Source organism: Rhizobium binxianense, from assembly GCF_028994275.1.
Taxonomy (GTDB): domain Bacteria; phylum Pseudomonadota; class Alphaproteobacteria; order Rhizobiales; family Rhizobiaceae; genus Rhizobium; species Rhizobium binxianense.
Window position 1 is genome coordinate 2,826,748 of record NZ_CP118713.1, and the last position, 21,090, is coordinate 2,847,837.

Sequence of the window (21,090 nt, forward strand, 5' to 3'; positions counted from 1 at the left end):
TCGGGAAATCCATCGTCGCAAGGGCTCCGCGAAGAGCCGCAGCCTTTGGAAAGGCCGAATTAAAACCTTTAAAAACAGTATCTTATCATTTCCTTCGATTAGACTCCTCCGTCTTCGGGCCCACTGTTCAGCCTCCGCTTTGAGGTCTCTTCAAGCGCCGTTTTCGCCAATCATTATTTTTTTGTAATTTGAATAAGCCGCCAGCCCGCAATAGGTTCGATCTCAACAAAGCGATCCCCGAGCGAAGCACCATCCCTACCCCCGGCGCCGCTTCGCAAGGGTGCCTTTGCAAATACCCTCCGGCTTGGGCCTTGGCCCTGCGTTTGCCGGCGGAAGCAAAGAGCAAGAAGGCAGGAGCGCCCCCAGCTCCTGCCTTCTTAAATTTTGGCTCCCTTTGCGACAACTCTCCTTTGAAATTAACCGCTTATTGACAAAACCGTTGACAGGCGGCGCCTGCATGAAAGATGTATGCGCGGAACTCCTGGACCTCTCCAATGGCTTTTACCGCGGACAATCTTGCAGCAGACGATCGATTTCTTTCTGCGATCCTGCATTGCGCCGATCAGATGCTTTCGATCTACCGCGAGAGCCCGCGTATCGCCTCGATCTTTGCCGCGCAGCAGCGCTGGCTGATGGCCCATGCCGGTTTCGCCCTTCACTACGGTCATCCCGACGACGGCAGGAGGGGGCTCTATTCCGGCCGCTTCATCGATTTCGCAGTCAGGAACGACATTGCAAGCCGCAATACGGCCGCAGCCTTCATGCAGGAAATGCTGGCCTATCGCTTCCTGCGGGCGGTTCCCGGCCCCGACAAGCGCACACGCTATCTGGAACCCACTGAGATCGCCGAACAGCATTTCACCCGATGGCTCGTCACCCATATGATGATCCTCGACAGCCTCGACGGCGGTGAACGCGCCGACAAGATCACCGCCGATCCCTCGGCGATGATGGCAGCGATCCAGCCGCTGATCGCCAGGGCGATCATCGGCAGCGAACGGGTGCGCAGTCCGGGCGCCACGTTCAACCTCTTCAACTGGGCGAACACGGGCGGGCTTGTCATGGACTATCTGATCTCGCGCCTTCCGGAATTTCCCCGGACGGCCGAACACGTCGTGCTCGGTCCTCTGTCGCTGAGAGAAATCCGCGAACAGTTCATGATCTCCAACACCCACCTGAAGCGGCTTTTGACTCAGGCGGCGGCCATGGGGAGCGTCGGCTGGACCGAACCTTCCCGCAAGGGCGACTTCTGGCTGTCGGGCCGCTTCATCATGGAATATTGGAATTATCAGGCGGCGAAATTCGCCATCATCGATGCTGCCGCCGAAGCGGTGCTCGGGCCTGCGGTTCGGGACGAACCGCAGGCGAGACGCGTTAGCTGAGACGCATCAGTTCAGCAGTTCCTTGACGGTCGCCGACGCTTTGGCGAAATCCATCTGGCCGGCATAACGCTCCTTCAGCGCCGCCATCACCTTGCCCATGTCCTTAGCGCCGGCGGCACCGGTCTCGGCGATGATCGCCGAGATATTGGTGCGCACTTCGCCGTCCGAGAGCTGCTTCGGCATGAAATCCTGGATGACGGTGATTTCGGCGCGCTCCTTGGCGGCAAGCTCCGGCCGGGAATTCTCTTCGTAGATCTTCGCTGATTCGTCGCGCTGCTTCACCATCTTGGCGAGGATCTGCAGGATCTCGTCGTCGCTCGCCTGCTCCTTGCCGGTGCCGCGATTGGCGATATCGCGGTCCTTGACCGCGGCCTGAATCAGCCGGACGGTGGAAAGCCGCTCGGCATTCTTGGCCTTCATCGCCTCTTTTAGCTGGGTGGCGAGTTGATCGCGCAGCATGGTCTTCACTCCTGTTTTGATGCCGCTTCATAAACCACGCTGATGCGGCGGATCAAATAAATTGCGCGATCGGTGCGATAAAGCGCAGGAAAACGGCTGAGATCTCGGCTAGAAAGATTGACGCTAAGCGATTGCGTGGCTATTTACCGCCACCTGCACCAAAATTCGTGATCAGGCCTGAAGCGCGCGGCATTGCCGCGTCCACACGCCTGCGAGATCAAAAGGCGGCCAGCCGCGGCAGCGCGCGCACCGGTCGCCGGAAACGGGATGAAGATGACCGCGACAGCACCCTGGACAATCGAAAAGCCGACCGCCCTGCTCGTTCTTGCCGACGGCACGGTCATCGAAGGCAAGGGCATCGGCGCCACCGGCAAGGTGCCGGCCGAAGTGGTCTTCAACACGGCGCTGACCGGCTATGAGGAAATCCTGACGGACCCCTCCTATCTCGGCCAGATCGTCACCTTCACCTTTCCGCATATCGGCAATATCGGCGCCAATGATGAAGACATCGAGGACCTGACCCCTGCCGCCCGCCACGGCGCAGTCGGCGTCATCTTCAAGGCCGACATCACCGACCCCTCGAACTACCGCGCCGCCAAGCATCTCGACCAATGGCTGAAGGCACGCGGCGTCATCGGTCTCTGCGGCATCGATACGCGCGCGTTGACCGCCTGGATCCGTGAGAACGGCGCTCCGAACGCCGTGATCGCCCATGATCCGAACGGCGTCTTCGACATCGAGACGCTGAAGGCCGAAGCCAAGGCCTGGAGCGGCCTCGAAGGTCTCGACCTTGCCAAGGTCGCTTCGTCGGGCCAGTCCTCGCAATGGACAGAGACCCCGTGGGTTTGGAACGAAGGTTACGGTGAACTCGGCGCGGCGGATGCGAAATACCACGTCGTCTGCCTCGACTACGGCGTCAAGCGCAACATCCTGCGGCTGTTTGCCGGCCTCGATTGCAAGGTGACGGTCGTGCCGGCCGCAACGAGCGCCGAAGACGTGCTCGCCATGCAGCCGGACGGCATCTTCCTGTCGAACGGCCCGGGCGATCCGGCGGCAACCGGCGAATATGCCGTGCCTGTCATCAAGACGCTTGTGAAGACCGATATCCCGGTCTTCGGCATCTGCCTCGGCCACCAGATGCTGGGTCTCGCCCTCGGCGCCAAGACCGAGAAGATGCACCAGGGCCATCACGGCGCCAATCACCCGGTCAAGGACCATACGACGGGCAAGGTCGAGATCGTCTCGATGAACCATGGCTTCGCGGTCGACTCGAAGTCGCTGCCCGACGGCGTTGAAGAGACTCATATTTCGCTTTTCGACGGCACCAATTGCGGCCTGCGCGTCCTCGGTAAGCAGGTCTTCTCCGTTCAGCACCATCCGGAAGCCTCTCCCGGCCCGCAGGACAGCCACTATCTCTTCCGCCGCTTCATCAACATGGTGCGCGAGAAGAAGGGCGAACCGGCGCTCGCCGAACGCTGAGTTCAAGCCATAGCGTTTTCCGATGAAGGCTCGCTTACAGCGCCGCGCGTCTTTTCAGACGCGCAAAGGACGCTGTAACACTTTGAATTGCTGCATAATTCCTTAAATCGATTCCGATTTGAGGAATTATGCAGCGGCCGGGCCTTTTCTTTATTCGCCTATTGACCTCAGCTTAACTTGAGGAATTACAGATCTGCCTGCAAACATCCGATGCAGGAGAAAAGTGGATGAGCGGAGCTCTCTACCGTGTCGACAAGTTCATCGTGCCGACGGCGGCGCGCGAGGAATTTCTTGTCAAAGTGATGATGACCCACAAGCTGCTGGAGGCGCAGGAGGGTTTCATCGATCACAGGGTGCTGGAGCAGGTCGCCGGCCCCGGCGAATTCAATTTCGTCACCATCGCCGAATGGGAAAATACCGAGGTCGTCGAACGCGCGCGGGCCACCGTGGCAGCGGCTCATAAGGCGGCCAATTTCGATCCGCAGGAAATGTTTGCGCGTCTCGGCATTCGCGCCGATATCGCCAGCTACAAACCCGTCGCGGCCTGACGGCATCGGCGGCCGGCTCAGGCGCGGGCCAGCTTCGCCTCCCGGCGAAGGAGAAGGTAGAAGCGCGTGCAGAGCATGACGGCGGCCGCTGCCAGCCCGACGAGGAAACCGAACCAGATGCCGATGCCGCCGAAGCCCAGCGGGAAGGCAAAGGCCCAGGCCAGGAAGAAGCCGATCGGCCAGTAGGCGATCAACGCCATGATCATCGGCACGCGCGCATCCTTGAGGCCGCGCAGCAATCCATTGGCGATCACCTGCAGCCCGTCGACGAGCTGGAAAAGCCCGGCAACGACGATCAGCGGCCCGGCATAGGCAAGCACTTCGGGCGCTTCGGGCGAGTTGACGTCGAGGAACCAGCTGCCGAGGAAATGCGGCATGGTGGCAAAGAGCACCGAGCCCACCGCCGAAATGGCGCAGGCGAGGATGAGCACCATGATCGAAGCCCGCACCAGCCCATCATAATCGCCCTGCCCGTGCGCGACGCCGACGCGCACCGTCGCCGCCTGGCTGAGGCCGAGCGGGATCATGAAGGCGATCGAGGCCCATTGCAGGGCAATGCCGTGGGCGGCAAGCTCGAGGGTGCCGATATAGCCCATCAGCAGCGAGGCCACCGTGAACAGGCTGACCTCGGCAAGGATGGTGACGCTGATCGGGAAACCAAGCCGGATGACTTCCAGCAGCGCATGCCAGTCGGGCTTCCAGAACCGCACGAAGATCTCGTAGCGCCGGGTCTCTTCCCGCCGCTGCACGAAAGCCAGGATGAAGAGGAAGCCGGCCGTCTGCACGACGACCGAAACGATCGCCGCGCCCTCGAGCCCCATCGCCGGAAAGCCGAAATGGCCGAGCACGAGCATATAGGCGAAGATGGCATTCATCACCAGCGTGGCGATGGTGACGTTGAGGATGATGCCCGCCTTGCCGATGGCGCTGACCAGCGCCCGCATGACGTTGAAGAGCAGCGCCGGCAACACGCCGAACTGGCCGATCATGATGTAGCCACGGGCGAGCTTGGCCACCTCGGGCTTCTGCTGTGCGAAGAGAAGGATCTGCTCCGAATTGAAGAAGGCCGGCTGCATGATGGCCCAGTATGCGATCACCACCCACAGACCCATGCGCAGCGCCCGGCGCACCGAGATAACGTCGCCGCGGCCATAGGCTTGCGCCACCATCGGAATAACGGCGATGGCAAAGCCCGAGCCGAAGATCAGGATCGTGAACAGGAATTGCGCCGCAATCACCATCGCCGCCAGATGCTCGGCGCCGAGGCGGCCGACGATCATCACGTCCGTGGTGTTGATGCCGAGCTGGGCAAGCTGCGCGCCGATCAGCGGAATGCCGAGCGCCAGCGTTGCACGGAAATGTGCGCCCCAACGATTATCGGTTGTCGGCGCAAGCCTGCGCGCGTCGATCGGCGTGTCCATGACACTAGTCCTGTGATTGAAATCGCGTCGCCGCCGCTCGCGGCAAAATATCATTCCGGACTTAGATCAAAGCCCGGCGAAGAACTACCCCAAAACAGGCAGATGATGAAAAATTCATCATCACATCAGCATTCCTGATCGATCAACCCGCCGCTTCCAGCGCCTCGGCCGACTCGCGAACCCGGACCCGGACGAGGAACACGCCGGCGGCCACCAGGATGAACAGGGCGGCGGTCAGATAGGGCGCACCGGCAAAGGTGACCGGGGCCTCGGGCCGCGTGAAATAACCGAACATCTGCGTGAAGATCAGCGGTCCAAGGATGGTGGTGATGCTGCTGAGGCTGGTCAACGCGCCCTGCAGCTCGCCCTGCGCCGACGGCGGCACCATGCCGGCGGCGATGCTGCGCAACGGCGGATCGGCGACGTTTTCCATAACGGTCGCAACGATGATGACATAGACCACCCAGCCCTCCCAGGCGAAGGCGTAGCCGGTGAGCCCGACCGCCGAAAAGCAGAGGCCGAGCAAAGCGGTCTTCCACTCGCCGAGCACCGGCACGATCCGCGGCAGAACCAGCCCCATGACAACAGCCGCACCGATGCCGTAAATGCCGAGCGACAGGCCGATCTGTCCCTCGCTCCAGCCGTAGCGATAGGTCGAGACGAACGACCAGACCGAGGGATAGACGGCATGCGCCAGGAAGAACAGGAACATCACAAGGCTGACCCAGCCGATGCCGGGATAATGGCGCATCTGGCGCAACGCGCCGAGCGGATTGGCGCGCTTCCACTCGAACCGGCGGCGGTTCTTCGCCTCCAGCGTTTCCGGCAGCAGGAAGCAGGCGGCGATGAAATTGACAAGCGATAGCGCCGCCGCGCCGAGGAAGGGCACACGCGGGCCGAATTCGCCGAGAACACCGCCGACCACCGGGCCGATGGTGAAACCGACGCCGAAGGCGATGCCGATCAGCCCGAAATTCTTCGCCCGGTTCTCCTCCGTGCTGATATCGGCGATATAGGCCGAACAGGTGGCGAAGCTGCCGCCGCTGATGCCGGCAAGCACACGCCCGACGAACAGCATCCAGAAGCTGGTGGCGATGCCGCAGATAAAATTGTCGATCGCAAAGGTCAGTACCGACAGCAGAAGGATCGGCCGGCGGCCGAAACGGTCGGACAGGTTTCCGAGCAGCGGCGCGAACAGGAACTGCATGCCGGCATAGACCAGCATTAGCCAGCCGCCGTCGATCGCCGCATCGCTGACGCTGCCGCCGGTCAGTTGCTCCAGATAGGCGGGCAGCACCGGCATGATGATGGCGATGCCGATAATGTCGAGAAAAAGGATGATGAAGACCAGGAAAAGGCCGCGGCGAACGAATTTGGGATCAAGCATGAGGCATCTCTACAGCGGTTGGTTCTGAAAAGACGATCTCGTCGCCGAGAAAGTGACATAGCTCAGAAAAGAAACCGAAACAATCCGTGAACATTTCAAAGTTTTTGATAATGCTGCACGGGAAGTTCATGAGACGCTTCAACCGCGGAGCGCGCTGTCGTTTCAGCTTCAGGAGACCGGAAGCCGCCCAGCGGATCGCCGGGCGACACGTTCCCTTGCAATTGCCGCGACGGCATCCAGATCACTCGAAGGATCGCTCATTGTGCATTTCCCAGCACAGCCTGTTCGATGCCGTCCGATTATCGCTCGAACGCAAATGCGGTAGAACGGTATCGACAGCGCCGCTCGCGGCGAGGACGAAGGAGAAGACAATGCAGACCTATCGTTTGGGAAAGACCGGACCCGAAGTCTCGGCGATCGGCCTCGGCTGCATGGGCATGTCGGGCATGTATGGTCCCTCCGACCGCGCAGAAAGCATCGCGACGATCCATGCCGCGCTCGATGCCGGCATCAACCTGCTCGATACCGGCGATTTCTACGGCATGGGCCACAATGAGATGCTGATCGGCGAGGCATTGAAAGGGCGCAAGCGCGAGAATGCCGTCATCAGCGTCAAGTTCGGCGCGCTCCGTGATCCCGCAAGCGGCTGGAGCGGCATCGATGCCCGCCCGGTCGCGGTGAAGAATTTCCTCGCCTACACGCTGCAACGCCTCGGCGTCGACCATATCGATATCTATCGCCCGGCTCGCCTCGACCCGAACGTGCCGATCGAGGACACGGTCGGCGCCATCGCCGATATGGTCAAGGCGGGCTATGTCAGACATATCGGCCTGTCGGAAGTCGGCGCCGAGACGATCCGCCGCGCCGCCGCTGTTGCCCCGATCGTCGACCTGCAGATCGAATATTCGCTGATCTCGCGCGGCATCGAGGAGAAGATCCTGCCGACGACCCGCGAACTCGGCATCTCGATTACCGCTTACGGCGTGCTCTCGCGCGGCCTGATCAGCGGCCACTGGCAGAAAGGCAAGGCCACGGCCGGCGACTTCCGTACCCATAGCCCACGCTTCCAGGAAGGCAATATCGAGCAGAACCTCGCTCTGGTGGAGAAGCTGCGCGAGATCGCCGAGGCAAAAAGCGTCTCGGTCGCCCAGATCGCTATCGCCTGGGTCGCCGCCAAGGGCGGGGATATCGTCCCGATCATCGGCGCCCGCCGCCGCGACCGGCTTAGCGAGGCGCTCGGCTCACGCGCGGTCGACCTGTCACCGGAGGATTTCGCCGCCATCGAACGTGCCGTCCCGAAGGATGCGGCGGCGGGTGGGCGCTATCCCGAACATATGCTGCAGCATATGGACAGTGAGAAGTAGGCAGCAGGCGAATTGACGGGACTGCACGGCAAAACGCTACCCCCTCAAACCGGCCCTGAAAACGTATCGCAGGCCGTCAGCTGTCCGCTGTCGAAGCCGCGCTTGAACCACCTGACGCGCTGCGCCGAGGTGCCGTGGTTGAAACTTTCGGGCACGACGTAACCCTGCGACCGCTTCTGCAGCGTATCGTCGCCGATCTGCTGGGCGGCGTTCAGCGCTTCCTCCAGGTCGCCGCTCTCCAGCAGTCCCTTCTGCTGGGTGTATTTGCCCCAGATGCCGGCGAAGCAATCGGCCTGCAATTCGACGCGCACCGACATCTTGTTGGCTTCCTCCTCGCTCATGCGTTGGCGGGCCTGGTTGAACTTCGGCAGAATGCCGAGCAGGTTCTGCACGTGATGGCCGACCTCGTGGGCGACGACATAGGCCTCGGCGAAATCGCCCGACGCGCCGAAGCGGTCGGAAAGCTCCTGGAAGAATTCGGTGTCGAGATAGAGCTTATGGTCGCCCGGGCAGTAGAACGGGCCTGTTGCCGATGATGCGGAGCCGCAGGCCGATGCCGTCGAGCCCGAGAACAACACCAGGCGCGGCTCCTCGTAAGTCCGGCCCTGCGCCTGGAAGATTCCCTGCCAGGTATCCTCGGTCTCGGCCAGAACGGTACGCATGAAAGCAGTCATCTCGTCATTGGCGGGCGCGCGCGTTCCGCCCGACTGGCTCTGCTCGTAGCCGGGGCCACTCGTCACGCCGCCGGTGTCGAGCACCTGCATCAGGTCGATGCCCATCGCCTTGAAGATGAAATAGATGACGACGAGGAAGATGATCGTGCCGATGCTCAAGCCCCCGCCGGCGCGGCGAACGCCGCCGCCGGAGGGAAAGTTGAAACCGCCGCCGCGGCCGAAACCGCCGCCGGTCGGATCGCCGCGGCGATCCTCGATATTGTCGGACTGACGCCGGCCTCTCCATTCCATCTTCGCTCTCCCCGGCAATGCCTCTGCTTGCACTTTAAGGATTCTATATATCCGTCGGCGGCCGGAATTCCAGCAACTTCATCAGGGCAATCGGCCCCCCCCCGCCTCCGCGAGGACCGTGGACCGCTGCAGCGCTCTTGCGCCAGGAGCATTGCCCGCGCCGGTATCAGCAGCGGGAAACCGGGACATCCTGAAGGAAACCGCCGCGCCGCCGATCTCATCGCCTCCGCCCAGATCAAGGTCGAGCCGCGGATATCCGGCGGATCGGGCTGGAGGAGGCCGCAGTCGCCATCGTCAATCCGGCGCGTGGCGGCGAAATCCGGCGGCCGGTCGTGCCCGACGGGGAATAGGCTTTCGCGGCGTGTTGGATTCCTGTCGATTCCGCGATTTATGGGGTTCCGTTTGCAAATACATTTGCCTATAAGCCGCTTCTAGCCTGAAAAGACCCTCAATGCGCGACCCGACCCGGTGATCTCCCACCCTGGCCGGCTTTCTGCGCAGCTAGAAATGGATATCGCCCATGCCGAAGCGCCAAGACATCAAATCGATCCTCATCATCGGCGCGGGACCGATCGTCATTGGCCAGGCTTGCGAGTTCGATTATTCCGGCACCCAGGCCTGCAAGGCGCTGAAGGAGGAAGGCTACCGCGTCATCCTCGTCAACTCCAACCCGGCGACGATCATGACCGATCCGGGCCTGGCCGACGCCACCTATGTCGAGCCGATCACCCCCGAGGTCGTCGCCAAGATCATCGCCAAGGAGCGCCCGGACGCGCTGCTGCCGACCATGGGCGGCCAGACGGCGCTGAATACCGCGCTGTCGCTGAAGCGCATGGGCGTGCTCGATCGCTACAATGTCGAAATGATCGGCGCAAAGCCCGCCGCCATCGACATGGCCGAGGACCGCGCGCTGTTCCGTGAGGCGATGGGCCGTATCGGCCTGGAAACGCCGCGCTCGATGCTGGCGAACGCCACCGATATCAAGGATCTCGACCGCAAGACCCACGAAGCCGAGCGCAGCAAGCTGCGCGAAAGCCTTTCCGGCGCAGACCTCGACAAGGCGCTGGACGAGCTGGAAAACCAGTGGAATCTCGGCGAAAGCGACCGCAAGCAGCGCTACATGAACCATGCCGTGGCGATCGCCGCCCAGGCGCTCGACCATGTCGGCCTGCCCGCCATCATCCGCCCCTCCTTCACGCTTGGCGGCACCGGCGGCGGCATTGCCTACAACCGCTCGGAATTCTTCGAGATCGTCGGCGGCGGCCTCGACGCGTCGCCGACCACCGAAGTGCTGATCGAAGAATCGGTGCTCGGCTGGAAGGAGTATGAGATGGAGGTCGTCCGCGACAAGGCGGACAACTGCATCATCATCTGCTCGATCGAGAACATCGACCCGATGGGCGTCCACACCGGCGATTCGATCACCGTCGCCCCGGCGCTGACGCTGACCGACAAGGAATACCAGATCATGCGCAACGCCTCGATCGCGGTGCTGCGCGAGATCGGCGTCGAGACCGGCGGCTCGAACGTCCAGTTCGCCGTCAATCCGAAGGACGGCCGTCTCGTCGTCATCGAGATGAACCCGCGTGTGTCGCGTTCCTCGGCGCTGGCCTCCAAGGCCACCGGCTTCCCGATCGCCAAGATCGCCGCCAAGCTCGCCATCGGCTATACGCTTGACGAATTGGACAACGACATCACCGGCGGCGCCACGCCTGCCTCCTTCGAACCGTCGATCGACTACGTCGTCACCAAGATCCCGCGTTTCGCTTTCGAGAAATTCCCCGGCGCCTCGCCGGTGCTGACGACCGCGATGAAGTCAGTCGGCGAAGTCATGGCGATCGGCCGCACCTTCGCCGAATCGCTGCAGAAGGCGTTGCGCGGTCTCGAAACCGGCCTGACTGGCCTCGATGAGATCGAGATCCCCGACTCCGAGGAAGGCGAATCCAGCCACAACGCCATCCGCGCCGCCATCGGCACACCGACGCCGGATCGCCTGCGCATGGTCGCCCAGGCGCTGCGCATGGGTCTCAGCATCGAAGAGGTGCATGAGGGCTGCAAGATCGATCCCTGGTTCATCGCCGAACTCAAGAACGTCGTCGACACGGAAGCCCGTATCCGCGAGCATGGCCTGCCGGAGGATGCCGCCAACCTGCGCATGCTCAAGGCCATGGGCTTTTCCGACGCGCGCCTGGCAACACTGACCGGCAAGCGCCCGAAGCAGATCGCCGAGTTCCGAAACAGCCTGAACGTCCGCCCGGTCTTCAAGCGGATCGATACCTGTGCCGCCGAATTCGCCTCGCCGACCGCTTACATGTATTCGACCTATGAGACGCCCTTCGTCGGCGCCGCCCGCTCCGAGGCCGAAGTGTCCGACCGCAAGAAGGTCGTCATTCTCGGCGGCGGCCCGAATCGCATCGGCCAGGGCATCGAGTTCGATTATTGCTGCTGCCATGCCGCCTTCGCATTGAAGGATGCCGGTTATGAAGCGATCATGATCAACTGCAACCCGGAAACCGTCTCGACCGACTACGACACGTCAGACCGCCTCTATTTCGAGCCGCTGACGGCCGAAGACGTGATCGAGATCCTGCGCGCCGAGCAGGAAAAGGGCGAAGTCGTCGGCGTCATCGTCCAGTTCGGCGGCCAGACGCCGCTGAAGCTTGCCGAAGCGCTCGAAAAGAACGGCATCCCGATCCTCGGCACCGCGCCCGATATGATCGACCTCGCCGAAGACCGCGACCGCTTCCAGAAGCTGCTGATGAAGCTCGACCTCAACCAGCCGAATAACGGCATCGCCTATTCGGTCGAGCAGGCCCGCCTGGTCGCTGCCGAAATCGGCTTCCCGCTGGTCGTGCGCCCCTCCTACGTGCTCGGCGGCCGCGCCATGCAGATCCTGCACTCGGAAGGCCAGCTGCAGACCTACCTGCTCGATACCGTTCCGGAACTGGTGCCGGAGGATATCAAACAGCGTTATCCGAATGACAAGACCGGCCAGATCAACACCCTGCTCGGCAAGAACCCGCTGCTCTTCGACAGCTATCTCAGCCACGCCATCGAAGTCGACGTCGACTGCCTCTCTGATGGCACCGACGTCTATGTCGCCGGCATCATGGAACATATCGAGGAAGCCGGCATCCATTCCGGCGACAGCGCCTGCTCGCTGCCGCCGCGCTCGCTGCCCGTCGAACTGCTCGACGAGCTGGAGCGCCAGGCAAAGGCGATGGCCAAGGCGCTCAATGTCGGCGGTCTGATGAACGTCCAGTTCGCCATCAAGGACGGCACCGTCTACGTTCTCGAAGTCAATCCGCGCGCCTCGCGCACCGTGCCCTTCGTCGCCAAGACCATCGGCGCGCCGATCGCCAAGATCGCCGCCCGTGTGATGGCCGGCGAAAAACTCGACGCGACCTTCGCCGCCTATGGGCAAAAGCCCGATCCGCGCAAGCTCAAGCATATCGCCGTCAAGGAAGCCGTCTTCCCCTTCGCCCGCTTCCCCGGCGTCGACACGCTGCTCGGCCCGGAAATGCGCTCGACCGGCGAAGTCATCGGCCTCGATACCGATTTCGCGCTCGCCTTCGCCAAGTCGCAGCTCGGCGCCGGCGTCGAACTGCCGCGTGACGGAACGGTCTTCGTCTCCGTGCGCGACGAGGATAAGGCGCGCGTACTGCCGGCGATCCGCATCCTCGTCGAACAGGGCTTCAAGGTGCTGGCAACCGGCGGCACCGCCCGCTTCCTCGGCGAAAACGGCATCACCGCCACCAAGATCAACAAGGTTCTGGAAGGCCGTCCGCATATCGAGGACGCGATCCGCAACCGCCAGGTCCAGCTCGTCATCAACACCACCGACGGCAACAAGGCAATCTCGGACTCAAAATCGCTGCGCCGCGCGACGCTGATGCAGAAGGTGCCCTATTACACGACGATGGCCGGCGCCGAAGCCGCCGCCCAGGCGATCAAGGCGCTGAAGGCCGGCAATTTGGAAGTCCGGCCGCTGCAGAGCTATTTCGCCTAAGACAGGACAGCATCACCGCTCGATGAGCGGTGATGCTGCTCCGAAGCTCCGGAATCAATTTATCCAGCTATTGCCATAAGCCGCTGGATTTTCAGCATATCGTCGCGAAATCGCGCCAACTCCTCCGCCTTCAATCGTTCGTCAGGAATACGCAGCAGATAGGACGGATGGACCGTCACGAACAGCTTCCGCCCCGCGTCGATCGCCATTGCCTGCCCTCTGATATTCTGGAGAGGCTGTTTGACGTCGGTCAGCGCCGCCAGCGCCGTCGCCCCCATGGCAACCACGAGCTTCGGCTTGACCAGCGTCATCTCCAGATTGAGCCACCAGCGGCAATGCGTCACCTCACCCATGTCAGGCTTCTGATGGATGCGGCGCTTGCCGCGCGGCTCATATTTGAAATGCTTGACGGCATTGGTGACATAGAGCCTCGAGCGGTCGATGCCCGCCTCTGATATCACCTGGTCGAGCAACCGGCCGGCCGGACCGACGAAGGGGCGTCCTGATATGTCCTCCTGATCGCCCGGCTGCTCGCCGACGAACATCACCTCGGCATCGCGCGGCCCCTCCCCGAACACCGTCTGCGTCGCATTGGCATGAAGTGGACAACGTGTACAAACCGCGGCTTCGGCCCGCAACGCTTCCAGCGTGCCTGCGGGTGCTTCAGGCTCGGCGGGAAGGTTGCGCGCCGCCTCCTGCAACCGGTCGTGAAAAGGCAGCGATTGCGTCGCCTCCCGCGCGGCCATGGCCCGCACCTTGCTCTCTGCCGATGCGATCAGCCCGGGAATGAGATCGGCCTCCGGCAGGTTCTTCCAATATTTTTTCGGCATCTCCGCCTGCATCGCCTTCACTTTCAACCGCGCCGGATTGAAGATACTGGCGTAGTAGGTGCGCCACAGTTCATCGGTGGCATCGGTGAGGTTGGGCTTTTCGCACGGCGCGTCGTTTATCGTCAGCCGTTCACCATCCCAGGCGGCCGACCCTTTGGGCGTGGCGATCAGCCAGTCCATGTCGGTGAAGCGCCGTTGGAAGAATGGCGCTGTGCGCCCGACGATATGGTGGTCCGGCTCGAACCAGGCGAGGAATTTTCGGCGGTCCGCAGAGACGGGCCCCACCTCCTTGAAACGGACGAAGGCCGTCATCTTATGCACATCGCGTCGGACGTTTTTCTCCATCAGCCGAGCACGGGCGACATCCTCGTCGGATGCCACTTCGAGCACTTGCCGGTCCAGCTGCAGTCGCCAGAGCAGGCGGTAAAGCAGGGAAAACCGCGCCGGATCGGAATGGCAGAGAACGGTCTCCGCCAGCTCGATGAAGGCCGGCGGCACCGTCATCGGCTTGCGTGTCGCCGCGGGCGGTGGCGGCATGGCGTCGCGTTGGAATGAAAGATCCGCCTCTGCGTCTTTTTCGCGCCAATCGATCTCTTCCGGCAAGATGCCGGCGACCGCGAAAGCGCGAGCGGCATCCCGCCATTCGGCAAGATCCCCGCGTCCTGCCAGCACGACCCGGCGCATCACAGCAGCGACAATTGTTCGGGTTGCGGCTCGAACATGGTGCGAAGGTCCGGCCGGTCGATCAGCCGGCGCGGCGACCAGCCTTCCGCCGAGATGAAGGATTGGACCTTCTTGATCGAAACGCCAAGCCGCTGGAGATCGTCGAGCCGCAGACGACGAAACCGCCGCGCCGAAACGATCGCCTTGACCGTCTTGGTGCCGAGGCCGGGCACGCGCAGCAGCCGTTCACGCTCGGCCTTGTTGATATCGACGGGAAATTCGCCCCGGTTGGCAAGCGCCCACGCAAGTTTGGGGTCGAGGCTGAGATCGAGCATGCCTCCCGCCTGGTTCGCCGTGATCTCGTCGATGCCGAAACCGTAGAAACGATAGAGCCAGTCGGCCTGATAGAGCCGGTGTTCACGCATCAACGGCGGCTTGATCAATGGCAGGTTTTTCGACGAATCCGGGATCGGGCTGAAGGCGGAATAATAGACGCGCTTCAGACCATAGCTGCTGTAGAGCCGGCCGCTGGTCGCAAGGATCGTCGCGTCGTTGGCGCCATCGGCACCGACGATCATCTGCGTGCTCTGGCCGCCGGGTGCGAAACGCTGGCGCTTCTTCGTCTGCAGCGTCGGTTCGCTGGCGGCCTCGATCTTCAGCCGCAGATCCCCCATCGATCGCCTGATATTGGCAGGCTTCTTTTCCGGTGCGAAGCGGGTGATGCCGTGATCCGTCGGAAGCTCGATATTGAGCGACAGCCTGTCGGCATAAAGCCCCGCCTCCTCGATCAGACGCGGCGACGCCTCGGGGATCGACTTCAGATGGATATAACCGCGAAAATTATGCGTCGCTCGCAGTTCGCGAACGATGCGGACCATCTGCTCCATCGTGTAATCGGACGACCGAATAATGCCGGAGGAAAGGAACAGGCCCTCGATATAGTTGCGGCGATAAAATTCCAACGTCAGCCAGATGACCTCCTCTGGCGTGAAACGCGCCCGCTCTACATTGCTCGACGAACGATTGACGCAATAGGCGCAGTCGTAGATGCAGAAATTGGTCAGCAGTATCTTCAGCAGCGAAATGCACCGCCCGTCCGGAGCATAGGCATGACAGATGCCGGATCCCTCGGTCGAACCGAGCCCGCCGCTTGCCTGAGAATCGCGTTTCACCGTGCCGCTGGACGCACAGGACGCGTCATATTTCGCTGCGTCGGAAAGGATGGCCAAGCGTTCTGTTAGTGACTTCTTCATTAGTTTGTTCACTATATGTTCCTTGGCGCAAAGTCAATCCAAGCAATCCCACTCTTGCCCATTTTTCAGACGCACCATCGGACGCCGGGGCGGGTTGCGTTTCGTTCATGCGAATTTTCTGGAAATCGGCCTTGGCGATCTGCTATAAGCACTCAACTAGGATTGTGGCACGGTTCCGAAGCTCCCCTTCGGGACCTGTTTTCTTTTGTGTGTACCTGACTTTGCTGATGCAAGGACCGGCGGATACAAGGATTGAAGGACAGAAAAATGGTTGAAAAGGTACCGATGACACCGGGTGGTTTCGTCAAGCTGCAGGAAGAGCTGCGCTGGCGTCAGCAGGAGGAGCGTCCCCGAATCATCGAGGCGATCGCCGAAGCCCGTGCGCATGGTGACCTTTCCGAAAACGCCGAATACCACGCCGCCAAGGAAGCCCAGAGCCACAATGAGGGCCGCATCAGCGAGCTGGAAGACCTGACGGCGCGCGCCGAGGTCATCGACCTCACGAAGATGTCGGGCGACAAGATCAAGTTCGGCGCCAAGGTGAAGCTCGTCGACGAGGACACCGAGGAAGAAAAGACCTACCAGATCGTCGGCGACCAGGAAGCCGACGTCAAAGCCGGCCGCATCTCCATTTCTTCGCCGATCGCCCGCGCGCTGATCGGCAAGGAAGTCGGCGATTCCATCGAGGTCAATGCGCCGGGCGGCTCCAAGGCCTACGAAATCCTCCAGGTTTCCTGGGGCTGATCGCCCGCCACAGACGAGACCCATCCCTTGCCTGATATGCGTGACGTCGAGATCATCGCGCCCAATTTCAAGCGCCGGCTCTCCGGCGTCACGTCGACCATCGTCCAGCTCATTCCCTGCCAGATCGGTCTCGGCATTGGGATCGCGACCCTCGGCCCTGGCCTGCCGGAGGGCCTGCCGAAACTTCGGTGGCGCCAGCTCCTTGGCCTCTGGCGCCCGCCGGCGCGCCGCCGCCGCCGTGTCTGGCACGCCCGCCGCAACAATGAAATGGCCGTCGGCATCCTGCTTCGGCATCTCCTGCGCATGCCGCTGAAGCTGCTCTTCACCTCGGCCGCGCAACGCCGCCACACCGCCTATACCAAATGGCTGATCCGCCGCATGGACGCGGTGATTGCGACCAGCGACCGTTCCGGATCGTTCCTTGAGGTGCCGCACACGGTCATCCAGCATGGCGTCGACCTTTCCCTGTTCCACCCGCCGGAAACGGCAGAGGACGGCATCGCCGCCACCGGCCTGCCGGGCCGCCATCTCATCGGCTGTTTCGGCCGCGTGCGCCATCAGAAGGGCACCGATCTTTTTGTCCAGGCGATGATCAAGCTGCTGCCGCAGAATCCGGAATGGACGGCTGTTGTCTCCGGTCGCGTGACGGCGGAGCACTCGGCATTCGGCGACAAGCTCAAGGCCGATGTTGCCGCCGCCGGGCTCAGCGACCGGATCCTCTTCCTCGGCGAAGTGCCGGATATCAAGGTCTGGTATCGCCGCCTGACCCTCTACGTCGCCCCCTCCCGCAACGAGGGCTTCGGCCTGACGCCGCTCGAAGCCATGGCTTCGCGCACGGCGGTGGTGGCATCGGACGCGGGCGCCTACGCCGAGCTCATCGTCACGGGTGAGACGGGTTCGGTCGTCGCGGCCGGCGATGGCGAGGCGCTGACACGGGCAATCGCGCCCTATATCGCCGATCCCGCTCTGGCGATCACGCATGGCGAGAATGCGCTGCGCCATGTCACGACGAATTTCGCGCTGGAGAAGGAAGCAAGCGCGATCGGCGCCGTCTATAACAGGCTTCTCGGCGACAACCACGGCTGAAGCGGAAAAAGAAGCGGCCCGTTGGAGAACGGGCCGCTGCAGATTTTCAAGACCATGAACACTGGCCGATTATTCCGCCGGCTGGAGCCCGGCAGCCGACGTGTCGTCGGCCTGGCCGCCCAACGCTGCCGCAAGCTGCGCCGTATCCAGCTCGTTTTCCCAACGTGCCACGACGATCGTTGCGACCGCATTGCCGACGAGGTTGGTCAGCGCCCGGCATTCCGACATGAAACGGTCGATGCCGAGGATCAGCGCCATGCCGGCGACCGGCACGGAGGGCACGACGGAGAGCGTTGCGGCAAGCGTGATGAAGCCGGCGCCGGTGATGCCTGCGGCACCCTTGGAGCTCAGCATCGCCACCAGGAGCAGCAGGATCTGGTCACCCCAGGAGAGCTGAATGCCGGTTGCCTGGGCAATGAACAGGGCCGCCAGCGTCATGTAGATGTTGGTGCCGTCGAGATTGAAGGAATAGCCTGTGGGGATGACGAGGCCGACGACCGAACGCTTGCAGCCGGCCTTTTCCATCTTGTTCATCAGGCCCGGAAGGGCTGCTTCCGAAGACGAGGTGCCGAGAACCAGCAGCAGCTCTTCCTTGATGTAACGCAGCAGCGCCAGGATCGAGAAGCCGTTGTAGCGAGCGACGGCGCCGAGAACGACGAGAACGAAGAGCAGCGAGGTGATGTAGAAGGTGCCGATCAACATGGCGAGATTGGCGATCGAGCCGATGCCGTACTTGCCGATGGTGAAGGCCATGGCGCCGAAGGCGCCGATCGGGGCGGCCTTCATCAAGATGGCGACGAGCTTGAAGACCGGAGCCGTCAAGGCATTGAGGAAATTGACGACCTGTTCGCCCTTTTCGCCGACCATGGCGAGTGCGATGCCGAACAGCACCGAGAAGAACAGCACCTGCAGAATGTCGCCATCGGCAAAGGCGCCGACAATCGTCGTCGGGATGATGTTGGTGAGGAAGCCGACAATGCTCTGCTCATGCGCCTTCGAGGCGTAGGTGGCAACGGCGGTGGGATCCAGCGAGGCCGGATCGATGTTCATGCCGGCGCCGGGCTGGACGACATTGGCGACGATCATGCCGATGACGAGCGCCAGCGTCGAGAAGGTCAGGAAGTAGAGCATCGCCTTGCCGGCGACGCGGCCGACCTTCTTCAGGTCGCTCATGCCAGCAATGCCGGTCGCCACCGTCAGGAAGATGACCGGAGCGATGATCATCTTGACGAGCTTGATGAAGGCGTCGCCGAGCGGCTTCAATTGCGCGCCGAGTTCCGGGTAGAAATGGCCGAGCAGGATGCCTGCGGCGATGGCCGCGAGAACCTGAACGTAAAGATGGGAATAGAAGGGCTTCTTGCCCTTGCTGTCTGCGACTGCATCGAATGGTGCTGCGATCATGATGTCCTCCTAAAGGCTCGTCCGGAACGAACTCCGGCCTCCCGAGCCGTTCGCTTCAAGTCCAACAGCTCAGCCGTTGTTGCCATCCCATTTGCAATCACCGTGCCAGTTTTAACCAATCAACTTAAATCATTGATTTTATGATATAATTATTTCCAGAGCCATGGGCGGCGCATTCATAAATGCGGAAACCCACACAAACACAATTGCGTCTCGTGCGGAAAAATGCACAAATCCTCCATGACTTTGTCCCTGTCGCCGCCGTGGTCTTCGTTGCCTTTGCAGCACCGCATCCGCCGGATGTGGTGGGCCTATGCGGTGATCGCGCTTCTTACCGTCGCTGCGAGCCTGTGGGCGAGCGGCGAGATTGGACGGCGCCATGCCGAGGCGGCCCTGGAAGAACGGGCCCGCATGGATGCGAGGCTGAATGCGGCTTTGCTGCGCACGGTTCTCGAAAAATACCGGGCGCTTCCCTTCGTGCTGTCGCAAGACGCAGCACTCGCCTCGGCGCTGACGGGAAACGATGCCGGCACGTTCGAGCGGCTCAGCCAGAAGCTGGAAATGCTGGCAGCGGGCACGAAGGCTGCCGTCATCTATGTCATCGACAAGGAGGGCATGGCTGTTTCGGCCAGCAACTGGCGCGAACCGACAAGCTTCGTCGGCAATGACTATCGCTTCCGGGAATATTTTCAGGGGGCGGTCGCGCTGGGACAGGCCGAGCACTTCGCGCTCGGCACCGTCAGCAAGAAACCCGGCCTCTACATTTCCGAGCGGATCACCGGCAGCAGCGGGCTGCTGGGTGTCGTCGTGGTCAAGGTGGAATTCGACGACGTCGAGGCGGATTGGAAAGCCTCGGACGCGCCGTCCTACGTGATTGACGATCGCGGCATCGTCCTCATCACCAGCGTCCCATCATGGCGGTTCATGACGATCGGCCGGATCGCCGACGATCGGTTGACGGCGATCCGCGAAAGCCTGCAATTCGGTGATGCGCCGCTTCAGCCGCTGCCGCTCGATACGGTCCGAAGCCTCGGCGACAGACTTGACGTCGTCGAGATCGTCATGCCGGGCAGCGCCGGGAAAACCAGGTTTCTCGATGTCGGAATGCCGGTTCCCGCCACAGCATGGCATTTACAGCATCTGGTGGCGCTGGGGCCGTCCGTCGATGCGGGCATTCGCGAAGCCCGGATGTTGGCATTGCTGATGCTCCTGCCGCTGCTATCAGGCGCAGCCTTCCTGCTGCGCCGCCGCCAGACCGTCACCCTTAAAATTTTCAGGGAACAGCAGGCGCGAGAGGAACTGGAACGGCGCGTGGTCGAGCGGACCCTCGATCTCAGCCAGGCGCGCGATCGGTTGCAGGCTGAAATCACAGGCCATAGGAGCACGGAGCAGAAACTGCAGGCGGTGCAGCAGGATCTGGTGCAGGCCAACCGCCTGGCCATTCTCGGTCAGGTGGCGGCTGGCGTCGCCCATGAGATCAATCAGCCGGTGGCAACCATCCGCGCCTATGCGGACAACGCCCGCACCTTCCTCGATCGCGGCCAGACGGCGCCCGCTGGCGAAAATCTCGAAAGCATCGCGGCGCTGACGGAGCGCATAGGTTCAATCACCGAGGAGTTGAAGACCTTTGCCCGAAAGGGCCGCGGCAATGCCGAACCGACGGGATTGAAGGACGTCATCGAGGGTGCGGTGATGCTCTTGCGCAGCCGGTTTGCCGGCCGCATGGATACGCTCGACATCGACTTGCCGCCTGCCGAGCTGCAGGTGATGGGAAACCGGATCCGTCTCGAGCAGGTGCTCATCAATCTGCTTCAGAACGCCCTGGAGGCGGTGGCGCCGAAAGCCGAAGAGGGCCGCGTCGAGATAAGGACATCAGCCGATGCCGGCATAGTCACGGTGACGGTCGCCGACAACGGCCCCGGCATTTCGCCCGAGATCCGCAAAGGCCTGTTCACGCCGTTCAACACCTCGAAGGAAAGCGGCCTCGGCCTGGGACTGGTCATCTCCAAGGATATCGTCGGCGATTACGGCGGCCGGATGGAGGTGGAGAGCGATGACAGCGGCACCCGCTTCATGGTTCATCTGAGGAAGGCTTGAGA

Annotated in this window: 15 protein-coding genes; 8 read left to right on the top strand and 7 right to left on the bottom strand. The window is 62.2% G+C overall.

What is annotated here, in order from left to right:
- Nucleotides 1-494: 494 nt before the first annotated feature.
- Nucleotides 495-1,382: a hypothetical protein gene (locus PO860_RS14055; RefSeq protein ID WP_273884287.1), complete on the top strand. Its 888-nt coding sequence runs from the start codon at nt 495-497 to the stop codon at nt 1,380-1,382.
- Between the two features lie 6 nt (nt 1,383-1,388).
- Here the strand turns inward: PO860_RS14055 and PO860_RS14060 are convergent, their stop codons facing one another.
- Nucleotides 1,389-1,841 carry a GatB/YqeY domain-containing protein gene (locus PO860_RS14060; RefSeq protein ID WP_183608091.1) on the bottom strand — a complete coding sequence of 151 codons (453 nt, stop codon included), beginning with the start codon at nt 1,839-1,841 and terminating at the stop codon, nt 1,389-1,391.
- Between the two features lie 273 nt (nt 1,842-2,114).
- Here PO860_RS14060 and carA point away from each other — a divergent pair, with 273 nt between their 5' ends.
- Both carA and PO860_RS14070 read left to right on the top strand, forming a co-directional pair.
- Nucleotides 2,115-3,320, top strand: a complete 1,206-nt coding sequence (gene carA / locus PO860_RS14065) for a glutamine-hydrolyzing carbamoyl-phosphate synthase small subunit (RefSeq protein ID WP_097620370.1) — start codon at nt 2,115-2,117, stop codon at nt 3,318-3,320.
- 227 nt (nt 3,321-3,547) lie between these two features.
- The gene (locus PO860_RS14070; protein WP_183608090.1) at nt 3,548-3,868 is read left to right on the top strand and encodes an antibiotic biosynthesis monooxygenase family protein; all 321 of its coding nucleotides are present in this window, start codon (nt 3,548-3,550) and stop codon (nt 3,866-3,868) included.
- A gap of 17 nt (nt 3,869-3,885) precedes the next feature.
- On the opposite strand, the gene PO860_RS14075 is transcribed toward PO860_RS14070, so the two are convergent.
- Together PO860_RS14075 and PO860_RS14080 are read right to left on the bottom strand one after the other, a co-directional pair.
- Complete coding sequence (locus tag PO860_RS14075; RefSeq protein WP_183608089.1) at nt 3,886-5,289, bottom strand: MATE family efflux transporter; 1,404 nt, start codon at nt 5,287-5,289, stop codon at nt 3,886-3,888.
- Nucleotides 5,290-5,431: 142 nt separating this feature from the next.
- The gene (locus PO860_RS14080) at nt 5,432-6,676 is read right to left on the bottom strand and encodes a TCR/Tet family MFS transporter (RefSeq protein ID WP_183608088.1); all 1,245 of its coding nucleotides are present in this window, start codon (nt 6,674-6,676) and stop codon (nt 5,432-5,434) included.
- A gap of 371 nt (nt 6,677-7,047) precedes the next feature.
- On the opposite strand from PO860_RS14080, the gene PO860_RS14085 reads away from it, so the two are divergent.
- Complete coding sequence (locus tag PO860_RS14085) at nt 7,048-8,040, top strand: aldo/keto reductase (RefSeq protein ID WP_273881151.1); 993 nt, start codon at nt 7,048-7,050, stop codon at nt 8,038-8,040.
- 44 nt (nt 8,041-8,084) lie between these two features.
- On the opposite strand, the gene ypfJ is transcribed toward PO860_RS14085, so the two are convergent.
- Complete coding sequence (gene ypfJ / locus PO860_RS14090) at nt 8,085-9,005, bottom strand: KPN_02809 family neutral zinc metallopeptidase (RefSeq protein WP_183608085.1); 921 nt, start codon at nt 9,003-9,005, stop codon at nt 8,085-8,087.
- A gap of 520 nt (nt 9,006-9,525) precedes the next feature.
- Here ypfJ and carB point away from each other — a divergent pair.
- On the top strand, nt 9,526-13,014 hold the full coding sequence (gene carB, locus PO860_RS14095; protein WP_275037878.1) for a carbamoyl-phosphate synthase large subunit: 3,489 nt from the start codon (nt 9,526-9,528) through the stop codon (nt 13,012-13,014).
- A gap of 59 nt (nt 13,015-13,073) precedes the next feature.
- Here the strand turns inward: carB and PO860_RS14100 are convergent, their stop codons facing one another.
- Both PO860_RS14100 and PO860_RS14105 read right to left on the bottom strand, forming a co-directional pair.
- The gene (locus tag PO860_RS14100) at nt 13,074-14,528 is read right to left on the bottom strand and encodes a UdgX family uracil-DNA binding protein (protein ID WP_273884289.1); all 1,455 of its coding nucleotides are present in this window, start codon (nt 14,526-14,528) and stop codon (nt 13,074-13,076) included.
- Nucleotides 14,528-15,760, bottom strand: coding sequence for a putative DNA modification/repair radical SAM protein (locus PO860_RS14105; RefSeq protein ID WP_273884290.1), 1,233 nt, complete (start codon nt 15,758-15,760; stop codon nt 14,528-14,530). Before PO860_RS14105 ends, PO860_RS14100 begins: the two co-directional genes overlap by 1 nt.
- 267 nt (nt 15,761-16,027) lie before the next feature.
- On the opposite strand from PO860_RS14105, the gene greA reads away from it, so the two are divergent.
- Nucleotides 16,028-16,504: a transcription elongation factor GreA gene (gene greA, locus PO860_RS14110; protein WP_003565408.1), complete on the top strand. Its 477-nt coding sequence runs from the start codon at nt 16,028-16,030 to the stop codon at nt 16,502-16,504.
- A 27-nt stretch (nt 16,505-16,531) separates the two neighbouring features.
- Nucleotides 16,532-17,590: a glycosyltransferase family 4 protein gene (locus PO860_RS14115; RefSeq protein WP_273884291.1), complete on the top strand. Its 1,059-nt coding sequence runs from the start codon at nt 16,532-16,534 to the stop codon at nt 17,588-17,590.
- Between the two features lie 69 nt (nt 17,591-17,659).
- Here PO860_RS14115 and PO860_RS14120 read toward each other — a convergent pair whose 3' ends face one another.
- Nucleotides 17,660-18,991: a dicarboxylate/amino acid:cation symporter gene (locus tag PO860_RS14120; protein WP_183608081.1), complete on the bottom strand. Its 1,332-nt coding sequence runs from the start codon at nt 18,989-18,991 to the stop codon at nt 17,660-17,662.
- Between the two features lie 225 nt (nt 18,992-19,216).
- On the opposite strand from PO860_RS14120, the gene PO860_RS14125 reads away from it, so the two are divergent.
- Entirely contained in the window at nt 19,217-21,088 is a 1,872-nt protein-coding gene (locus PO860_RS14125) for a sensor histidine kinase (protein WP_273884292.1), read from the top strand.
- Nucleotides 21,089-21,090: the final 2 nt, after the last annotated feature.

Excerpts from the sequence above, each read along its gene's own strand:
- PO860_RS14055 (WP_273884287.1), top strand. The coding sequence starts at position 495 with ATGGCTTTTACCGCGGACAATCTTGCAGCAGACGATCGATTTCTTTCT.
- PO860_RS14060 (WP_183608091.1), bottom strand. The coding sequence starts at position 1,841 with ATGCTGCGCGATCAACTCGCCACCCAGCTAAAAGAGGCGATGAAGGCC.
- carA (WP_097620370.1), top strand. The coding sequence starts at position 2,115 with ATGACCGCGACAGCACCCTGGACAATCGAAAAGCCGACCGCCCTGCTC.
- PO860_RS14070 (WP_183608090.1), top strand. The coding sequence starts at position 3,548 with ATGAGCGGAGCTCTCTACCGTGTCGACAAGTTCATCGTGCCGACGGCG.
- PO860_RS14075 (WP_183608089.1), bottom strand. The coding sequence starts at position 5,289 with ATGGACACGCCGATCGACGCGCGCAGGCTTGCGCCGACAACCGATAAT.
- PO860_RS14080 (WP_183608088.1), bottom strand. The coding sequence starts at position 6,676 with ATGCTTGATCCCAAATTCGTTCGCCGCGGCCTTTTCCTGGTCTTCATC.
- PO860_RS14085 (WP_273881151.1), top strand. The coding sequence starts at position 7,048 with ATGCAGACCTATCGTTTGGGAAAGACCGGACCCGAAGTCTCGGCGATC.
- ypfJ (WP_183608085.1), bottom strand. The coding sequence starts at position 9,005 with ATGGAATGGAGAGGCCGGCGTCAGTCCGACAATATCGAGGATCGCCGC.
- carB (WP_275037878.1), top strand. The coding sequence starts at position 9,526 with ATGCCGAAGCGCCAAGACATCAAATCGATCCTCATCATCGGCGCGGGA.
- PO860_RS14100 (WP_273884289.1), bottom strand. The coding sequence starts at position 14,528 with ATGCGCCGGGTCGTGCTGGCAGGACGCGGGGATCTTGCCGAATGGCGG.
- PO860_RS14105 (WP_273884290.1), bottom strand. The coding sequence starts at position 15,760 with ATGAAGAAGTCACTAACAGAACGCTTGGCCATCCTTTCCGACGCAGCG.
- greA (WP_003565408.1), top strand. The coding sequence starts at position 16,028 with ATGGTTGAAAAGGTACCGATGACACCGGGTGGTTTCGTCAAGCTGCAG.
- PO860_RS14120 (WP_183608081.1), bottom strand. The coding sequence starts at position 18,991 with ATGATCGCAGCACCATTCGATGCAGTCGCAGACAGCAAGGGCAAGAAG.
- PO860_RS14125 (WP_273884292.1), top strand. The coding sequence starts at position 19,217 with ATGCACAAATCCTCCATGACTTTGTCCCTGTCGCCGCCGTGGTCTTCG.